Genomic DNA, 16,775 nt, shown 5'->3' with positions numbered 1-16,775 from the left:
TCATGACCACCGCTCCTTGGCGCGACCCCGCCCTGCCCGCCGCCGTCCGCGTCGCCGACCTGCTCTCCCGGATGACCCTGGAGGAGAAGACCGCCCAGCTGTACGGCGTGTGGGTGGGCGCGGCCACGGACGGCGAGGAAGTCGCCCCGCTGCAGCGCGAGATGACCGCGGAGTACGACTGGGCCGAGCTGATCGCCCTCGGCCTCGGCCAGCTGACCCGCTCATTCGGCACGGCCCCCGTGGACCCGGCGCTCGGCGCCCAGGCCCTGGCCCGCGCGCAACGGCGGATCGCCGCCGCGGGCCGCTTCGGCATCCCCGCGGTCGCCCACGAGGAGTGTCTGGCGGGCTTCACGGCCTGGGGCGCGACGGCCTACCCGGTGCCGCTGGCCTGGGGTGCCACCTTCGACCCGCCGCTGGTCGAGGAGTTGGGCCGGCACATCGGCCACGACCTTCGCTCGGTCGGCGTCCACCAGGGCCTGGCCCCGGTCCTGGACGTGGTCCGCGACCCCCGCTGGGGCCGGGTGGAGGAGACGATCGGCGAGGACCCGTACCTGGTCGGCACGATCGGCACGGCCTACGTCCGGGGCCTGGAGTCGGCCGGGATCGTCGCCACGCTCAAGCACTTCGCCGGGTACGCGTCCTCGGCGGGCGCCCGCAACCTGGCCCCCGTCCGGGCGGGCGTGCGGGAGTTCGCGGACGTCACGCTCCCCCCGTTCGAGATGGCACTGCGTGAGGGCGGCGCCCGCTCGGTGATGGCGGCGTACAACGAGACGGACGGCGTCCCGGCCTCCGCGGACCCGCGCCTGCTGACCGAACTCCTGCGGGATGACTGGGGATTCACCGGTACGGTGGTATCCGACTACTTCGGCATCGGCTTCCTGGAGACGCTGCACAGGGTGGCCGGCAGCCCGGCCGAGGCTGCGCACCGGGCGCTGGAAGCGGGCGTCGACATCGAACTGCCGACGCTGAAGTGCTATGGAAAGCCCCTGGTGGCAGCCGTACGCGCCGGAACGGTCCCGGAGTCGCTGGTGGACCGCGCGGCCCGCAGGGTGCTGCTGCAGAAGTGCGAGCTGGGTCTTCTGGACGAGGACTGGCAGCCGGAACCGGCGGGCCCCGTCGACCTGGACTCGACGGCGAACCGCGCCCTGGCCCGCCGTCTGGCGGAGGAGTCCGTGGTCCTCCTGGACAACCCGGACGGCCTGCTCCCGCTGGCCCCCGGCACGCGCATCACGGTGGTCGGCCCCCGGGCGGCGGACGCCCTCGCCATGCTGGGCTGCTACTCCTTCCCGTCCCACGTGCTCACCCACCACCCCGACGTCCCGCCGGGCGTGGACATCCCCACGCTCCTCGACTCCCTGCGCACCGAACTCCCGGACGCCAAGGTGACGTTCGCGGAGGGCTGCGGGGTGTCCGACCCGGACCGGTCCGGCTTCGAGGAGGCGGTGGCTCGGGCGTCGGAGGCCGACGTCTGCGTGGCGGTCCTGGGCGACCGGGCCGGGCTGTTCGGCCGGGGCACGTCGGGCGAGGGCTGCGACGTGGCGGACCTCCGACTCCCGGGAGTACAGGGCGATTTCCTGGACGCGCTGGTCGGCACGGGCGTCCCCGTCGTCCTGGTCCTGCTGACCGGCCGCCCGTACGCACTGGGCCGCTGGGACGGTCTGCTCGGAGCGGTGGTCCAGGCGTTCTTCCCGGGCGAGGAGGGCGGCCCCGCGGTGGCGGGCGTCCTGTCGGGCCGGATCAACCCCTCGGGAAGGCTCCCGGTGAGCGTGCCGCGCGTCCCAGGAGGCCAGCCGTGGACGTACCTCCAGCCACCACTGGGCCTGGCGGGCGAGGTCAGCAACCTGGACCCGACCCCGCTCTACGCCTTCGGCCACGGCCGCTCGTACACGACGTTCGCGTGGGAGGACTTCGAGGGCACGGACCCGGAGATCGGCACGGACGGCTCGTACGCCCTCTCCCTCACGGTCCGCAACACCGGCGACCGCGACGGCGCGGAGGTCGTCCAGCTCTACCTGCACGACCCGGTGGCATCGGTGACCCGCCCGGACGTACGCCTGATCGGCTACCACCGACTGGGCCTGACCCCCGGCGAGTCCCGCCGGCTGACCTTCCGCTTCCACACGGACCTCTCGGCCTTCACCGACCGCTCGGGCTCACGGGTGGTCGAACCGGGCGCGCTGGAACTGCGGTTGGCGTTGTCCAGCGCGGAGGTACGGCACACGGCGCACCTGACACTCACGGGACCGGTGCGGGTGCTCGGGCCGGGCAGGCGGTTGCGGTGCGAGACACATGAGTGCGACTGAGGGACCGCCGCCTCAGACCAGCCCCGGAGGGAAACCGTAGTGCTCCCCGCCCCGTTCGAGGACCCGCCAGGCCTCCACCCTGCCCGAGCAGTCGGGGAATGCCTCCAGACGGAACCCGGGCTCCCAGGCCACGGCGAGGACACCCGCCGGGCCGACCGTCACGGCCGTGACCGACGGGCGCAGCGCGGCGAGCATCTGGTTCAGGGTCTCGGCCCGGACGTCGTAGACCGTCGCGAACCGCTCGAACGCGTCCGGACCCTCGCCCTTCTGCGGGTACGTCATGTCGCGCGCCCCCAGGACCAGGTTCTCGTCCTGCAGGATCCGGAAGGGGCACTGGAGGTGGACGGCGAGCGCCTGCCCCTCAGGTCCGGCGAACTCGACCACCCCCATGTCCGCGGCCCGGCCGACGGACCCGACGACCGCGCCCTTCAGAAGGCGGCCGACCTCAGTCATTTCAACTCCGGGCAATCGACGGGGTTCGCGTCGTCCACAGGAAGCGGGCTACCCCTCCCCCACCGACTCGAACCGCCACCGGTGCACCGGTCGGGAGGCCAAGTCGGACGGGGGCTCGGGGAGTTCGGGGAGGTCGGCGTCGAGCGGGGCGTCCCACCACGTGATGACCAGGACCCGGTCCTCGGTGGCGCGGAAGGTCTCCCGGCGGAGTGGGGAACGGGGGAGCTCCTGGGACCGGACCCAGGTCACGAGATCCTCGCCGCGGCCCTCCGCCGCCCTCGCCTCCCACATCAGTGCGGCGTTCACGAGTAGAGGTTCTCCTTGCCGATGCCGACCTCGTGCACATGGTCGTGGTCGTGGGTGGTGCCCGGCACATGCGGGTCCGTCACCGGCAGCGAGGAGTCCGCGGACAGGTCCCAACCGGACGCCGCCCGCCCGCGCGCCACCATCTCCGCGCCCAGCGCGGCCACCATCGCGCCGTTGTCCGTGCACAGCTTGGGGCGAGGCACGCGCAGCCGGATACCCGCCGCCTCGCAGCGCTCCTGGGCCAGGACCCGCAGCCGGGAGTTGGCGGCCACACCGCCGCCGATCATCAGATGGTCCACGCCCTCGTCCTTGCAGGCGCGCACCGCCTTGCGGGTCAGGACGTCGACGACCGCCTCCTGGAAGGAGGCCGCCACATCACGCACCGGGACCTCCTCACCCGCCGCCCGCCTGGCCTCGATCCAGCGGGCCACGGCCGTCTTCAGACCCGAGAAGGAGAAGTCGTACGCCGGGTCGCGCGGGCCCGTCAGACCGCGCGGGAAGGCGATCGCGTCCGCGTCGCCCTCGCGTGCGTACCGGTCGATGACCGGGCCGCCCGGGAAGCCCAGGTTCAGCACACGGGCGATCTTGTCGAAGGCCTCGCCGGCCGCGTCGTCGATGGTGGCGCCCATCGGGCGGACGTCGGAGGTGATGTCCGTGGACAGCAGCAGCGAGGAGTGGCCACCGCTCACCAGCAGCGCCATCGTCGGCTCAGGCAGTGCGCCGTGTTCCAGCTGGTCCACGCAGATGTGGGAGGCGAGGTGGTTCACGCCGTAGAGGGGCCTGCCGAGGGCGTAGGCATAGGCCTTGGCCGCCGACACGCCGACCAGCAGCGCGCCCGCGAGACCCGGGCCGGCCGTCACCGCGATGCCGTCCAGGTCCGTCGCGCTGATCCCCGCGTCCTTCAGCGCCCGGTCGATGGTCGGGACCATCGCCTCCAGGTGCGCTCTGGACGCCACCTCCGGCACCACCCCGCCGAAGCGGGCGTGCTCGTCGACGCTGGAGGCGACGGCGTCCGCCAGCAGGGTGGTGCCACGGACGATGCCGACGCCGGTCTCGTCGCAGGAGGTCTCGATCCCCAGGACCAGCGGTTCGTCAGTCATTGCTCTCGGTTCCTTGTACGGAGGTCGACCCGGCGGCGGAGCCGCTGTCGGATCGGGTGGTCAGTCGCATGACCAGGGCGTCGACGTTCCCCGGCTGGTAGTAGCCGCGCCGGAAGCCGATGGGCTCGAAGCCGTGGCGCTCGTAGAGCTTCTGCGCCCGGACGTTGTCGACGCGGCACTCGAGCATCACCTCGGCGCACTCGAAGGCGGTCGCCGCGCGCATCAGCTCGGTCAGCAGCAGTCCGCCGAGCCCGGTGCCCTGGTGGTCACGGGCCACGGCGATGGTCTGGATGTCGCCGAGGTCGCCCTGGGCGGCCAGGCCCGCGTAGCCGACGATCCGGTCGCCCTCGACGGCGACGACGTACCGCCGGCTGGCCTCCGCGCCCCGGGCGTGCGCCAGCTCGGACCAGAACATGCCGCGCGACCACGCGTCCTCGGGGAAGAGGTCCTTCTCCAGCTCGAGGACGGAATCGATGTCCCACCAGCGCATCTCGCGAAGTCGGGAGGTCAGGGGCTCGGTCACTTGGGGGTGACCACCTTGTAGTTCTTGGGGACTTGGGCATCGGGACGGCGCAGATACAGCGGCCGGGGCTCCGGCAGTTCCTCGCCCGCGGCCAGCTTCTCTGCGGCCAGCGAGGCGAGGGCGGCGGCGGAGACATGCTCGGGCTCGTGGACGTTCGGGAAGGTATCGGGGTAGAGCAGCGCCCCCGCGCCGACGGCGGGCAGTCCCGCCACCCGGTCGGCGATGTCGGCGGGCCGGTCGACCGACGGATTGGTGAGCCGGGTGCGCGAGTCGGCGTACTCGGCCCAGTAGACCTCCTTGCGCCGGGCATCGGTCGCCACGACGAAGGGGCCCTTCTCGATGTCGGAGGCGTACGCGAGGCCGTCGAGCGTGCACACACCGTGCACGGGGACGCCGAGCGCGAGCCCGAAGGTGTCTGCGGTCATCAGGCCGACACGCAGTCCCGTGTAGGGGCCGGGTCCGATGCCGACGACGACCGCGGTGACGGCGTCCAGTTTGAGCCCGGACTCGGCGAGCACACGGTCGACGGCCGGCAGCAGCAGCTCGCCGTGCCGGCGCGCGTCCACCTGACTGGACGAGGCGATGACGGCCTCACCGTCGTGCAGGGCGACGGTGACGGCGGGGGTGGCGGTATCCAGAGCGAGCAAGAGCACGCGAACAGCCTACGGCTCCCGCGCCGCTCGCACGGCCGCCCCGGTGACGCGGTCACCGACTGCTACCGTCTGGACGAAGTACGACATATACCGCGAGGCAGAGGTGGGCGCACGTGGCAGGGACCAGCGCGGGAATCGTGGCCGGGCTCACCGCGGCGGCCGTCGGGACGGTCGGACTCCTCGCCTACCAGGCATCGGCCACCGTCCCGGCCGGTCTCGCCGGCCGACCCTCGTCGACCTCCTCTCCCGCGCTGGCCGCCACGAAGGCGCCCCGGGACACCAAGCACCCCACCGCCCTGCCCGGCGGCTCGGGCACGGGTGAACGTGTCGTGTACTCGGTGGACGACGACCGGGTGTGGCTGGTCGCCGAGAACGGCAAGGTGCGCCGCACCTTCAAGGTGACCCCGGGCAGCGTCGACCCGCTCCCGGGCTCGTATGCGGTGATGTCCCGCTCGCGTGCGGTCACCGGCACGGACGGCATCCCCGTCGAGCACGTCGTGCGCTTCACCAGCGTGGACGATGTGGTCATCGGCTTCAGCGCCGCCGTGGACCCCTCCGCCGCGGATCCCGACACGACCGTGAAGACGGGCGGCATCCGGGAGCGGCGCGCGGACGGGAACGAGATGTGGAAGTTCGCGACGATCGGGGTACGGGTCGTCGTGATCCGTTAGCCGTGAGCAGGTACGGCGCTAAGCGGCCGCGCGCTCTTCCCGCGCCGGCTCCGGCGCGTGCGGCTCGGGCTCGCGCGGCGGCTTGGAGACCGCGTCCGCAGCCACGCACGAGGCCAGCAGATCGCGCATGGACACCCCGGCGACCGGATGAGGCGGGGGCTGCGCCCCGGGCTGAGCAGCGGACATGGACGCCTCCTGACGAGCGGGGGCGGGCGTAGTTAGGTACGCCTAACCACGGACTGGATACCATGTGAACACGCCCAGGACGTCCGACGCAATATCTTGCCGACGGCTTGTCGGAATCTCCGGGCGGACGTCGCCTCTCGGGCCGCTCGGGGCGACCGCGTCGAAGCCGCTCAGGCCGACAGAACCGAGAGGTCCACGTCGGCCCAGCGCTCGCCGAGCCCGGTGATCGTCACCTGCCGTACCTCGTCCGTGGTGTCGCCGACGGCCCGGTGGATCACCACCTGGAGCCGGTCGTCGGTCAGCTCCTCGACCTTGCCCTCGCCCCACTCCACGACGATCACCGATTCGGGCAGCGAGACATCGAGGTCCAGGTCCTCCATCTCGTCCAGACCGCCCGACAGCCGGTACGCGTCGACGTGGACGAGCGGCGGCCCGTCGCCCAGGGACGGGTGCACCCGGGCGATCACGAAGGTCGGTGAGGTGACCGCGCCCCGCACACCGAGCCCCTCGCCGAGCCCACGGGTGAGCGTCGTCTTGCCCGCGCCGAGCTCACCGCTGAGCATCACGAGGTCGCCCGAGCGCAGCAGCTTGGCCAGGCGGCGGCCCAACTCCCGCATCTGCTCGGGAGCGTTGATGATCAGCTCAATCTCAGCCGGGTCGTGCGGCGCTGCTGGTGCTGCTTCCATAGCCACTTACGGTAGCCCCTGCGGGCACGGCACCCGCGCGGGTGAGCAGGTCGGCGAGCCGGTCGGTGACCACTTCCGGGTGCTCCAGCATGACCAGATGCCCGGCGTCCGGGACGAGGACCAGCTCGGCGTCGGGCAGCAGATCGGCGATGACCTCACTGTGCTCACTGGGCGTGACGAGGTCCTGGACCCCGGCGAGCACCAGGACCGGCATGTCCGCGAACCGGGCCAGGGCCTCGGTCTTGTCGTGGTCGGTGAAGGCCGGGTAGAACTCGGCGACCACGTCGATCGGCGTGGACTCGATCATCCGCTCGGCGAACCGCTCGATCGCCGGGTCGACCTCCCGGGACGCGAACGAGTACCGCTTGATCACCCCGGCGAACAGATCCGCCGTGGCCCGGCGCCCCTTCTCCACCAGCGCCGCCTGCGTGCCGAGCGCCTTCAGCACTCCGGGCAGCACCCGGCGCACCGCGTTCACACCGGCGAGCGGCAGCCCGAAGTTGACCTCGCCGAGCCGCCCGGACGACGTGCCGATGAGGGCGGTGGCCACGACCCGGTCGCGGATCAGCTCCGGGTACTGGGCGGCCAGCGCCATCACCGTCATGCCGCCCATGGAGTGCCCGACCAGCACGATCTGCCCGTCGGGCACCGCCGCGTCGATGACGGCCTTGAGGTCGCGGCCGAGCTGGTCGATGGTGACCGGCGCCTCGTCCCGCAGCTGGGCCACGCCCCGCCCGGACCGCCCGTGGCTGCGCTGGTCCCAGTGCACGGTGCGTACGACGCCGCGCAGCGCCGCCCGCTGGAAGTGCCAGGAGTCCTGGCTGAGGCAGTAGCCGTGGCTGAAGACCACGGTGACCGGGGCGGGCGCCTTGCGGCCGAAGAGCCGGCGGCGCCGTGGCGCCGGTCCGCCCTCCGGCTCGACGTCGTCGACCTCGTAGTACAGCTCGGTGCCGTCGTCCGCGATCGCCTTGCCTGGGGTACCGCGCAGTGCGCCGTACGGTCCCGCCGAGTCCAGGGCCAGCCGGGCCTTCCTGCGCATCCCGCGGCCCACGGTCATCCGCTCGATCGCGACACCGGCGGCCGCGCCGGCGGCGAGCACACCTATCGCGGTACCGGCGATGCCGGTCGCCCTGCGCCAGCTCCCGGCCGCCCCCGTGGCGGAGGCGACGGCCGCCGCAGCGGCTTCCGCGACGGCCTCCGCACTGCTCTCGCTCACGTACCGCTCCTCTTCGCCGTACTGCAGTTCGCTGGGTGGGTGATGCGGGTGTAGCAGTTGCCGTACAGATGTTGCGGGTGCGCACCACTGTTACAGGTGTATCCGGCGTGGCACCGTACCGGCCCCCCTGTGCGGGTTACCCGTCCTGCCCGTCCGGTTCCTCGTTCATATAGACGCGAGGAACGCGCGTTCCGATCCGCGTGACGATTTCGTACGCGATCGTGCCCGAGGCCTGTGCCCAGTCCTCGGCGGTGGGTTCGCCGCGGTCGCCGGGCCCGAAGAGGACCGCCTCGGAGCCGACCTCGGGCTCGTCCCCGCCCAGATCGACCACGAACTGGTCCATCGCGACCCGGCCCGCGACCGTACGCCACTTGCCGCCGACCAGGACCGGACCGGACCCGGAGGCGTGCCGTGGGATGCCGTCCGCGTAACCGACGGGCACCAGACCGAGGGTGGTCTCGCCCGGGGTGATGTAGTGATGCCCGTAACTGACGCCGTGACCCCCCGGAACGTGCTTCACCAGCGCCAGCGACGCCGACAGCGTCATCACCGGGCGCAGTCCGAAGTCGCCCGGGGTGCCGATCTCGGGGCTGGGCGAGACGCCGTACAGGGCGATCCCGGCGCGCACGAGGTCGAAGTGGGTCTCGGGAAGGGTGAGCGTGGCCGGGGAGTTGGCGATGTGCCGCACCTCGGGGCGGACGCCCCGCTCCTCGGCGTACGCCGCCATCTCCCGGAAGAGGGTGAGCTGGGCGTCGATGGAGGGATGGCCCGGCTCGTCCGCGCAGGCGAAGTGGGACCACAGCCCGGTGATCCGGACGAGCCCCTCGCGCTCGGCGCTCAGGGCCGCGCCGACCAGTTCGGCCCAGTCCGCGCCCGGCTGGCAGCCGTTGCGCCCGAGGCCGGTGTCGGCCTTGAGCTGCACGCGCGCGGGCGCACCGGCGGCGCGGGCCGCCTGGTGACCTCCCGCAGCGCCCACATCCCGCTGAGGGACACGTCCACGTCCGCCTCGATGGCCTCGCGCCAGGGCCCGCCCGGTGTCCACAGCCAGCACATGACGCGCACGTGCGGCGGCAGCCCGGCCTCGGCACGCAGCGCGAGCGCCTCCTCGGGCGTGGCCGTGCCGACCCAGGTGGCGCCCGCCTCGACGGCCGCGCGGGCACAGCGCACCGCCCCGTGGCCGTACGCGTCGGACTTGACGACGGCCATCAGGGCCGCGCCCGGCGCGAGGGCGCGCAGGGTCCGCACGTTGGCCCGCAGGGCGGCCAGGTCGATCTCGGCGCGGGCGCGCAGGGGCGCGGTCGGCGCAGGTGCTGTCTTACTCATCGCGCCCCCAGTGTCTCAGAGGCCTGTGACAGCCCCGGCTCGCAGGCCCTAGGGGGTGTCGTTTGGATCAGGCCGGCCGTGACCAACGGTGCGGCCTGGCCGACCCGAGCGGGGCCATGGGGGTCCCCCCTGCTCGAGCGCAGTCGAGAGCTTGGGGGAGCGTGCAGCTGCAAGGCGGAGGAGGGCGTCGACGCGATGGGGGTCCCCCTGTTCGAGCGCAGTCGAGAACTTGGGGGAGTCGGCAACCGACGACAACGCCGCTGGGGGTCCCCCCTGCTCGAAGAGCTTGGGGGAGCGCGTACCAGGCCCCGCGACGCCGGGATGATCCAAACGACACCCCCTAAGTGCCCGGTCGACGGCCCCACACGTATACCCGGTCGCCCTTCTTCAGCACGTTCCACAGCTTGCGGGCGTCGGGGAGTGTGAGATTGACGCAGCCCCAGGAGCCGACGGTGGTGTAGATGCTGCCGTAGACGGCGTGGAAGGCCTGTCCGCCGTCGAAGAACTGGGCATAGGGCATGGGCTGGTTGTAGAGCGTCGACCAGTGGTTCTTGTGCTTCCAGTAGACCGTGTGCCAGCCGCTCCTGGTCCGGGCCCCGGCCCGCCCGCTGCGCATGGGCACCGGTCCGAAGACGACCTTGCGGCCCTTCTGCACCCAGGTCAGCTGCCGGCTGAGGTCGACGCAGGCGACGCGGTATGTCCGTACAGGGCATTTCTTGGCCGAATTTGGGTTCTTACGTGCCGAAATGAGCATCATCCGGGACCAGGTGACGGGTCCCGCGAAGCCGATCGCGGGCTTGATCTTGTACTTCTTCTGAAAGGCCCGGATGGCCTTGCAGTCCGCCGCGGACTGTTTACCGTCCACCTTGCGCTTCAGCCACCGCTCGACCTGGCGCTGGTAGGGCCCGGCCTGCTTGCTGCAGCTCACCCGGGCGACGGCATCGCCCAGCGGTACGTACTCGATGAGGTCGTACGCCCCCTTCGCCGCGTCCCCCGGCTCGACGGAGTCCTCCCTCTTGGTGGGCCGGTACACCTTCGGCGGCAGCATCTGGTCGGGCGTGTCGATCTGCCAGGGCTGCGACGGCCCCGGCGCCACACCGGGCACCAACTCGGTCTCCGGGCCGCCCGGCGCCGGGGACCCGGAGGGGACGGCCGCGGCGGTGCCGGCGGCGGGGAGAGCGGTTGCCGCCGCGAGCAGCACGGCGATGCCCCGGTATTTGATTCGCCTTCCGAACTCGGTTCGTCTGCAGATCATGCGATCAGACAAACCCGTCGCCGCTTCTGATCCGGGGAGCCGCGCGGTCAGGTCACCCGACGGGTGGACCCGAGTCGGTCCCGGACGCCGTTCGGGGCCTCTCAGTCCCGGATGTCCCGCCAGGCCTCCGGAATCGCCTCCGCCACGTCATGCGCCCCCGCGGGCGCCCCGTCCGCCGCGTACCGCCCGGCCAGTCCGTGCAGATAGGCCGCCGCGCTCCCCGCGTCCAGCGCCGAGAGCCCGGCCGCGAGCAGCGAGCCCGCCAGCCCGGACAGCACGTCCCCGCTCCCGGCCGTGGCGAGCCAGGACGTCCCGGTCGCGTTCACCCGTACGGCGCCGCCGCCCGAGTCCGCCACGACGGTCGTCGACCCCTTCAGCAGTACGGTCGCGCCGTATCGCGAGGCCAGCTCCCGCACCGCCGCCAGCCGCCCCGCCTCGACCTGCTCGCGCGAGACGCCGAGCAGCGCCGCGGCCTCCCCCGCGTGCGGTGTCATCAGCGTCGGCGCCGTGCGTCCACGCACCGCGCCCCGGTCCGCCAGCCGCAGCCCGTCCGCGTCGACCAGCACGGGCACGTCCTCCCGCAGCACCTCGGCCACGGTCGCCGCGTCGTCCCCGGCCCCCGGCCCGACGACCCAGGCCTGCACCCGCCCCGCCTTGTGGGGCCCACGGTCGGAGACCAGTGTCTCGGGGAAGCGGGCGATCACCGCGTCGCCGGCCGGACCGACGTACCGTACGGCCCCCGCCCCGCCCCGCAGCGCCCCGGCGACGGCGAGCACGGCCGCCCCCGGGTACCGCGCGGACCCCGCGGCGACCCCGACGACACCTCGCCGGTACTTGTCGCTCTCCGCCACGGGCACCGGCAGCAGCCGGGCCAGGTCCGCGTGCTGCAACGCCTCCAACTCGGGCTCGGCGGGCAGTTCGAGACCGATGTCGACGAGCCGTACGGACCCGGCGTACTCCCGCGCCGGATCGATGAGCAGCCCCGGCTTGTGCGCACCGAAGGTCACCGTCAGATCGGCCCGGACCGCGGCGCCCCGCACCTCCCCCGTGTCCGCCTCGACGCCACTGGGCAGATCGACGGCGACGACGGCGGCCCGGGACCGCTCGGCCGCGGCGGCCAGCGCGGCCGCCTCGGGCCGCAGCCCGCCCTTCCCACCGATCCCGACGATCCCGTCGACAACAAGATCGGCCCGCTCGACGAGCCCCTCGGCGACATCGGCCCGTACGGCCGTACCTCCGGCCTTCCGAAGAGCCGCGAGCCCGCCGCCGTGCGCGCGCTCGGGGGCGAGCAGTACGGCCGTCGCCCCGGCCCCACGCCGGGCGAGCCGGGCCCCGGCGTACAGGGCATCGCCCCCGTTGTCCCCGCTCCCCACCAGCAGCACGACCCGGCTGCCGTAGACCCGCCCGAGCAAGTCGGCACAGGCGGCGGCCAGTCCGGCGGCGGCACGCTGCATAAGCGCACCCTCGGGGAGCCGGGCCATCAGCTCCCGCTCGGCGGCCCTGACCGTCTCGACGCTGTAAGCGGTACGCATGCCGTGAGTCTCCCTCGGTTGTGCGGCAGGACCGGTACTGGCCTACCCCTACCCCAAGGGCTACCCCTCCGCGACCACCACCGCCGACGCGACGCCGGCGTCGTGACTCAGCGACACATGCCAGGACTGCACACCGAGCTCCCCGGCACGCGCCGCCACCGTCCCCCTCACCCGCAGCCGCGGCCGCCCGCTGTCCTCGACATACACCTCGGCGTCCGTCCAGTGCAGCCCCGGCGGGGCCCCGAGGGCCTTGGCCAGCGCCTCCTTCGCCGCGAAACGCGCCGCGAGCGAGGCGATGCCACGCCGCTCACCACTGGGCAGATACAACTCGCTCTCCACGAAGAGCCGATCGGCCAGCCCGGGCGTACGGTCCAGCGACGCCCGGAACCGGTCGATCTCGGCCACGTCGATACCAACCCCGATGATGCTCATCCGGGCACTCTACGGCGGCACACGCGAGCCGGTTCGGCCTAACCGGCCTCGTGCTCGAAGAGTTCCTCGGCACGCGAGACCGTGACGGAACGGTCGAGCCAGTCGTCGAGGCGGTCGAGGTCGGTGCAACTGGTGATGCGCTCGCGTACGTCGTCGGAGACGGGAACACTCCGCGCCTCGAGGACACGCAGGACGCCTTCGGCCATGCCCTCAGCCTTGCCCTCGGTCTTGCCCTCGGTCCTGCCTTCTGCCTTGCCTTCCAGGTAGGCGGTTTCACGGACCGTCCCCCGGCCCGGGAAGTAGCTGACGAACGACATGATTTCCCTCAGTTTCTGTCCGGCCGGGGTGATACCCAGGCATCTGTGATTGCCCTCTGCAGATCGGAGTCGTTCACTCTTGCGAGTGGGGCAAAACGATCAGGCCGCCGCGGTCAGTTCGCACCACACGACTTTGCCCCTGTTCCCGCCTCTCGCCAGCGGCTGCCAGCCCCACAGGTCGGCACAGGCTCGTACGAGGGCCAGACCACGACCGTCCTCCAAGTCGAGGAGGCCGCCTAGCGGTTGTGGAGGCTCCGGTGGCTCCGGGTCGGTGTCCCACGCCCCGATCCGCAATACGCCCGGTGGCGACCAGCGAATCCGGAGCGCGGCGGGCCCCTTCGTGTGCCGTACGGCATTGGAGACCAGCTCCGCGGCAAGAAGTTCGGCGGTGTCCACGAGCCCGATCAGACCGTGCATGGTGAGGATCAGACGGAGAGTACGGCGGCTGACGGTGACGGCGCGGGGGTCGTTCGGGATGTACAGGGAGTACTCCCACAGTTCCTTTTCGGCGGTTTCGGGCATGCGTGAACTCCGTTTGGGTGATGGGGATCTACGGACAGCAGGCGGTGGCATTGCCACAGCCGTCACGGCAGGACGGAGCGGTGCGCTTCCGCTGTGTGTGCGTTGCGTCACTGACGGTAGGGGTTAATCTTTCGGTCGGGCAAGTCGATCCCCTAATCTGACCCCGAACGAGGAGGAGCGGTCGATGACGACGAGGCGTGAACCCACGGCACGTCAGATGCGCCTGGCGGTCGAGCTACGAAGACTCCGCGACGCGGCAGGCCTGAGTGCCCGTCAGGCAGCTGCAATGATCGGGGTGAACCCCGTCCAGATCAGCCACATCGAGTCCGGCCTCTCAGGGGTGAGCGAAAAACGACTGCGCCGCCTCGCATCCCACTACGCCTGCACGGACAACGAGTTCATCGACGCCTTGGTCGCAATGGCCACCGATCGGACACGCGGCTGGTGGGAGGAGTACCGAGGCCTGCTTCCCACGTCGTTCCTGGACCTCGCCGAACTGGACCACCACGCCAGGTTCCTGAACGAGATTGCGATCCTGTACGTGCCGGGCCTTCTGCAGACGGAGGACTACGCCCGTGCGGTCTTCTCCTCCAGGGTGCCCGAGCTGACCCACGACGAGCTTGAGTTGCGCGTCCTTCACCGAATGAGGCGCCAGCAGATCTCCATCCCGTACGAGTTGGTGATCCACGAGTCAGCCCTCCGTATCAGGGTCAGCGACCGCGCCGCCTCCCGGGCTCAACTCACCAAGCTGTTGGACCTCTCCGAGGCGGACCGCATCACCGTGCGCGTCATCCCCTTCGACCTGGACGGCTTCGGCAGAGCCGCCAGCACTATGACCTACTTCGGTGGCCCCCTGCCCAAACTGGACACAGTCGTCCGCGACGTGCCCCATGGCTCGGCCTTCATCGACTCCGAAGCACAGCTCAGCACATTTCGAACGCGCTTCCGTAAAGTGGAAGCCGTATCGCTCGACCTGGAACGGTCGCGTGACTTCATCAACCGGCTGGCGAAAGAGCTGTGAGGCACCCATGGACAACTGGCGGAAGTCGTCCTACTCAGGCCCCGACGACGGCAACAACTGCGTAGAAATCGCCAACTCCCCCACCCACATAGCCGTCCGCGACACAAAGACCCCGGCCAGGGCAACCCTCACCTTCCCGACCGGAGCCTTCACCCCCTTCGTAGAAGCCCTGAAAGACCCCGGCTACTCCACCGTCACCGACTTCGCCAGGTTCCGCGGCTGATCCACTTCGTTCCCCCGGGCGGTAGCCAGCTCACACGCGAAGACCTGCAACGGCACTGTGGCCACCAGCGGCTGGAGCAACGTCGGCGTGGCCGGGATCCGGATCAAGTGGTCCGCGTACGGGACCACCGCCTCGTCGCCCTCCTCCGCGATCACGATCGTGCGTGCGCCCCGGGCGCGGATCTCCTGGATGTTGGAGACGATCTTGTCGTGGAGGACGGACCGGCCGCGTGGCGAGGGCACGACGACCACCACCGGGAGGTCCTCCTCGATCAGCGCGATCGGGCCGTGCTTCAGCTCGCCCGCGGCGAAGCCCTCGGCATGCATATAGGCGAGTTCCTTGAGCTTGAGGGCACCCTCCAGGGCCACCGGGTAGCCCACATGCCGCCCCAGGAACAGCACCGTGTTCTTGGTGGCGAGCGTGCGGGCCAGCGCGCGTACCGGCTCCATGGTCTCCAGGACCCGCTCGACCTCGCACGAGATCTTCGACAGGTCCCGGATCACGGCACCGATCTCGTCGCCCCACTTGGTGCCCCGCACCTGGCCGAGGTACAGCGCGACCAGGTAGCAGGCGACCAGTTGGGTCAGGAACGCCTTGGTCGAGGCGACCGCGACCTCCGGCCCGGCGTGCGTGTACAGCACCGCGTCCGACTCGCGCGGGATCGTCGAACCGTTGGTGTTGCAGATCGCCAGCACCTTGGAGCCCTGTTCGCGGGCATGCCTGAGGGCCATCAGGGTGTCCATCGTCTCGCCGGACTGCGAGATGGCGATGACCAGGCTGCGTGAGTCGAGGATCGGGTCCCGGTAGCGGAACTCACTCGCCAGTTCCACCTCGCAAGGGATACGCGTCCAGTGCTCGATGGCGTACTTGGCGATCAACCCCGCATGGAAGGCCGTACCGCACGCGACGATGACGACCTTGTCCACCTCGCGCAGTTCGGCGGCGCTGATGCGGACCTCGTCCAGGGTCAGCGAGCCGGCCGCGTCGATGCGGCCCAGGAGCGTATCGGCGACCGCCTTGGGCTGCTCGGCGATCTCCTTGAGCATGAAGTAGTCATAACCCCCCTTTTCCGCTGCCGACGCGTCCCAGTCGATGTGATAGGAGCGCACCTCCGCCAGACGGCCGTCGAAGCCGGTCACCGTCACACCGTCCCGGCGCAGTTCCACCACCTGGTCCTGGCCCAGCTCGACCGCCGACCGCGTGTGGTCGATGAACGCGGCGACGTCCGAGGCGAGAAAGGCCTCGCCCTCTCCAACGCCCACCACGAGCGGTGAGTTCCGCCGCGCGCCGACGACCACGTCCGGCGCGTCGGCGTGTGCCGCGACCAGCGTGAACGCGCCCTCCAGCTGCCGGCACACCAGCCGCATCGCGTCCGCGAGGTCGGAGGTCACGGAGAACTCCTCGGCGAGCAGATGGGCGACCACCTCGGTGTCCGTCTCGGAGGCCAGCTCATGGCCGCGCTCCGCCAGTTCGGCCCGCAGCAGCGCGAAGTTCTCGATGATCCCGTTGTGCACGACCGCGACCCGGCCCGCGTTGTCGAGGTGCGGGTGTGCGTTGGCGTCGGTCGGACCGCCGTGCGTGGCCCAACGGGTGTGCCCGATACCGGTAGTGCCGCTCGGCAGCGGCCGTTCGACCAGCTCCTTCTCCAGATTGACCAGCTTGCCCGCCTTCTTCGCGGTGGCTAGACCGCCGTCCGCCAGCACGGCGACGCCCCCCGAGTCGTACCCCCGGTATTCGAGCCGTTTCAGCCCGGCCATCACGACATCGAGCGCCGACTGCGACCCCACGTATCCCACGATTCCGCACATGTGCCGCAGCCTATGGGCCGACGCCGGCATGAAAGTAGCCGCCGCGTGCCCGAAATCGGAAATTCCCACCGTCGTACGAGCCCTTCCGGCGAGTGGGCGCACCCGCTCATCGGGGGTCGAAATTCGGCCATCTTTGTTCACGGAATCCACACCACCGACCCCCTAATGCGCACAGAAAACACACAGAATCCCCTTGAAAGAGGGGACCTCAGGGGCCTGGAGCGCAAGCTACCGATCAGTAGGAC

The 16,775-nt window shown here is 71.2% G+C and carries 18 protein-coding genes and 1 pseudogene; 4 read left to right on the top strand and 15 right to left on the bottom strand.

Annotated elements, in window-relative coordinates; translation table 11 throughout:
• Window positions 1-2: 2 nt before the first annotated feature.
• On the top strand, window positions 3-2,303 hold the full coding sequence (locus tag N8I87_RS24215) for a beta-xylosidase/alpha-l-arabinosidase (protein WP_263211677.1): 2,301 nt from the start codon (window positions 3-5) through the stop codon (window positions 2,301-2,303).
• Between the two features lie 12 nt (window positions 2,304-2,315).
• Here N8I87_RS24215 and N8I87_RS24210 read toward each other — a convergent pair whose 3' ends face one another.
• From N8I87_RS24210 to tsaB, 5 genes are read right to left on the bottom strand one after another with little or no spacing between them, the layout of a single operon-like run.
• Window positions 2,316-2,756, bottom strand: a complete 441-nt coding sequence (locus tag N8I87_RS24210) for a hypothetical protein (protein ID WP_263211675.1) — start codon at window positions 2,754-2,756, stop codon at window positions 2,316-2,318.
• A 48-nt stretch (window positions 2,757-2,804) separates the two neighbouring features.
• The gene (locus N8I87_RS24205; protein ID WP_263211673.1) at window positions 2,805-3,062 is read right to left on the bottom strand and encodes a hypothetical protein; all 258 of its coding nucleotides are present in this window, start codon (window positions 3,060-3,062) and stop codon (window positions 2,805-2,807) included.
• The gene (tsaD, locus tag N8I87_RS24200; protein ID WP_263211671.1) at window positions 3,059-4,162 is read right to left on the bottom strand and encodes a tRNA (adenosine(37)-N6)-threonylcarbamoyltransferase complex transferase subunit TsaD; all 1,104 of its coding nucleotides are present in this window, start codon (window positions 4,160-4,162) and stop codon (window positions 3,059-3,061) included. Before tsaD ends, N8I87_RS24205 begins: the two co-directional genes overlap by 4 nt.
• Window positions 4,155-4,652, bottom strand: a complete 498-nt coding sequence (gene rimI, locus N8I87_RS24195) for a ribosomal protein S18-alanine N-acetyltransferase (protein WP_263216627.1) — start codon at window positions 4,650-4,652, stop codon at window positions 4,155-4,157. The genes tsaD and rimI overlap by 8 nt, the downstream gene beginning before the upstream one ends.
• Before the next feature lie 29 nt (window positions 4,653-4,681).
• Window positions 4,682-5,338 carry a tRNA (adenosine(37)-N6)-threonylcarbamoyltransferase complex dimerization subunit type 1 TsaB gene (gene tsaB / locus N8I87_RS24190; protein ID WP_263211669.1) on the bottom strand — a complete coding sequence of 219 codons (657 nt, stop codon included), beginning with the start codon at window positions 5,336-5,338 and terminating at the stop codon, window positions 4,682-4,684.
• Window positions 5,339-5,451: 113 nt separating this feature from the next.
• Here tsaB and N8I87_RS24185 point away from each other — a divergent pair, with 113 nt between their 5' ends.
• Window positions 5,452-6,009 carry a hypothetical protein gene (locus N8I87_RS24185; protein WP_263211668.1) on the top strand — a complete coding sequence of 186 codons (558 nt, stop codon included), beginning with the start codon at window positions 5,452-5,454 and terminating at the stop codon, window positions 6,007-6,009.
• Window positions 6,010-6,027: 18 nt separating this feature from the next.
• Here the strand turns inward: N8I87_RS24185 and N8I87_RS24180 are convergent, their stop codons facing one another.
• The 9 genes and pseudogenes from N8I87_RS24180 to N8I87_RS24140 form a co-directional block, all read right to left on the bottom strand.
• Window positions 6,028-6,195, bottom strand: coding sequence for a hypothetical protein (locus N8I87_RS24180; RefSeq protein ID WP_263211666.1), 168 nt, complete (start codon window positions 6,193-6,195; stop codon window positions 6,028-6,030).
• A 170-nt stretch (window positions 6,196-6,365) separates the two neighbouring features.
• The gene (gene tsaE / locus N8I87_RS24175) at window positions 6,366-6,881 is read right to left on the bottom strand and encodes a tRNA (adenosine(37)-N6)-threonylcarbamoyltransferase complex ATPase subunit type 1 TsaE (protein ID WP_263211664.1); all 516 of its coding nucleotides are present in this window, start codon (window positions 6,879-6,881) and stop codon (window positions 6,366-6,368) included.
• Window positions 6,844-8,097 carry an alpha/beta fold hydrolase gene (locus N8I87_RS24170; protein WP_263211662.1) on the bottom strand — a complete coding sequence of 418 codons (1,254 nt, stop codon included), beginning with the start codon at window positions 8,095-8,097 and terminating at the stop codon, window positions 6,844-6,846. Before N8I87_RS24170 ends, tsaE begins: the two co-directional genes overlap by 38 nt.
• Window positions 8,098-8,233: 136 nt before the next feature.
• Window positions 8,234-9,420: pseudogene (gene alr, locus N8I87_RS24165) on the bottom strand (alanine racemase).
• Between the two features lie 340 nt (window positions 9,421-9,760).
• Window positions 9,761-10,675 carry a L,D-transpeptidase family protein gene (locus N8I87_RS24160; protein WP_263211660.1) on the bottom strand — a complete coding sequence of 305 codons (915 nt, stop codon included), beginning with the start codon at window positions 10,673-10,675 and terminating at the stop codon, window positions 9,761-9,763.
• Between the two features lie 101 nt (window positions 10,676-10,776).
• Window positions 10,777-12,207: an NAD(P)H-hydrate dehydratase gene (locus N8I87_RS24155; RefSeq protein ID WP_263211658.1), complete on the bottom strand. Its 1,431-nt coding sequence runs from the start codon at window positions 12,205-12,207 to the stop codon at window positions 10,777-10,779.
• Window positions 12,208-12,267: 60 nt separating this feature from the next.
• Window positions 12,268-12,639: a holo-ACP synthase gene (locus tag N8I87_RS24150; protein ID WP_263211656.1), complete on the bottom strand. Its 372-nt coding sequence runs from the start codon at window positions 12,637-12,639 to the stop codon at window positions 12,268-12,270.
• Window positions 12,640-12,677: 38 nt separating this feature from the next.
• Window positions 12,678-12,956 carry a hypothetical protein gene (locus N8I87_RS24145; RefSeq protein ID WP_263211654.1) on the bottom strand — a complete coding sequence of 93 codons (279 nt, stop codon included), beginning with the start codon at window positions 12,954-12,956 and terminating at the stop codon, window positions 12,678-12,680.
• 99 nt (window positions 12,957-13,055) lie between these two features.
• Window positions 13,056-13,478 carry an ATP-binding protein gene (locus tag N8I87_RS24140; protein ID WP_263211653.1) on the bottom strand — a complete coding sequence of 141 codons (423 nt, stop codon included), beginning with the start codon at window positions 13,476-13,478 and terminating at the stop codon, window positions 13,056-13,058.
• A 184-nt stretch (window positions 13,479-13,662) separates the two neighbouring features.
• On the opposite strand from N8I87_RS24140, the gene N8I87_RS24135 reads away from it, so the two are divergent.
• Both N8I87_RS24135 and N8I87_RS24130 read left to right on the top strand, forming a co-directional pair.
• Entirely contained in the window at window positions 13,663-14,499 is an 837-nt protein-coding gene (locus tag N8I87_RS24135; protein WP_263211651.1) for a helix-turn-helix domain-containing protein, read from the top strand.
• A gap of 7 nt (window positions 14,500-14,506) precedes the next feature.
• A complete protein-coding gene (locus tag N8I87_RS24130; protein WP_263211649.1) occupies window positions 14,507-14,722 on the top strand; it encodes a DUF397 domain-containing protein in 216 nt (71 codons plus the stop codon).
• Here the strand turns inward: N8I87_RS24130 and glmS are convergent.
• Window positions 14,683-16,530: a glutamine--fructose-6-phosphate transaminase (isomerizing) gene (gene glmS, locus N8I87_RS24125; RefSeq protein ID WP_263211647.1), complete on the bottom strand. Its 1,848-nt coding sequence runs from the start codon at window positions 16,528-16,530 to the stop codon at window positions 14,683-14,685. The genes N8I87_RS24130 and glmS overlap by 40 nt on opposite strands.
• Window positions 16,531-16,775: the final 245 nt, after the last annotated feature.

The organism is Streptomyces sp. HUAS 15-9 (assembly GCF_025642155.1).
Classification (GTDB): Bacteria; Actinomycetota; Actinomycetes; order Streptomycetales; family Streptomycetaceae; genus Streptomyces.
This window is presented reverse-complemented; position numbering and strand designations above follow the sequence as displayed.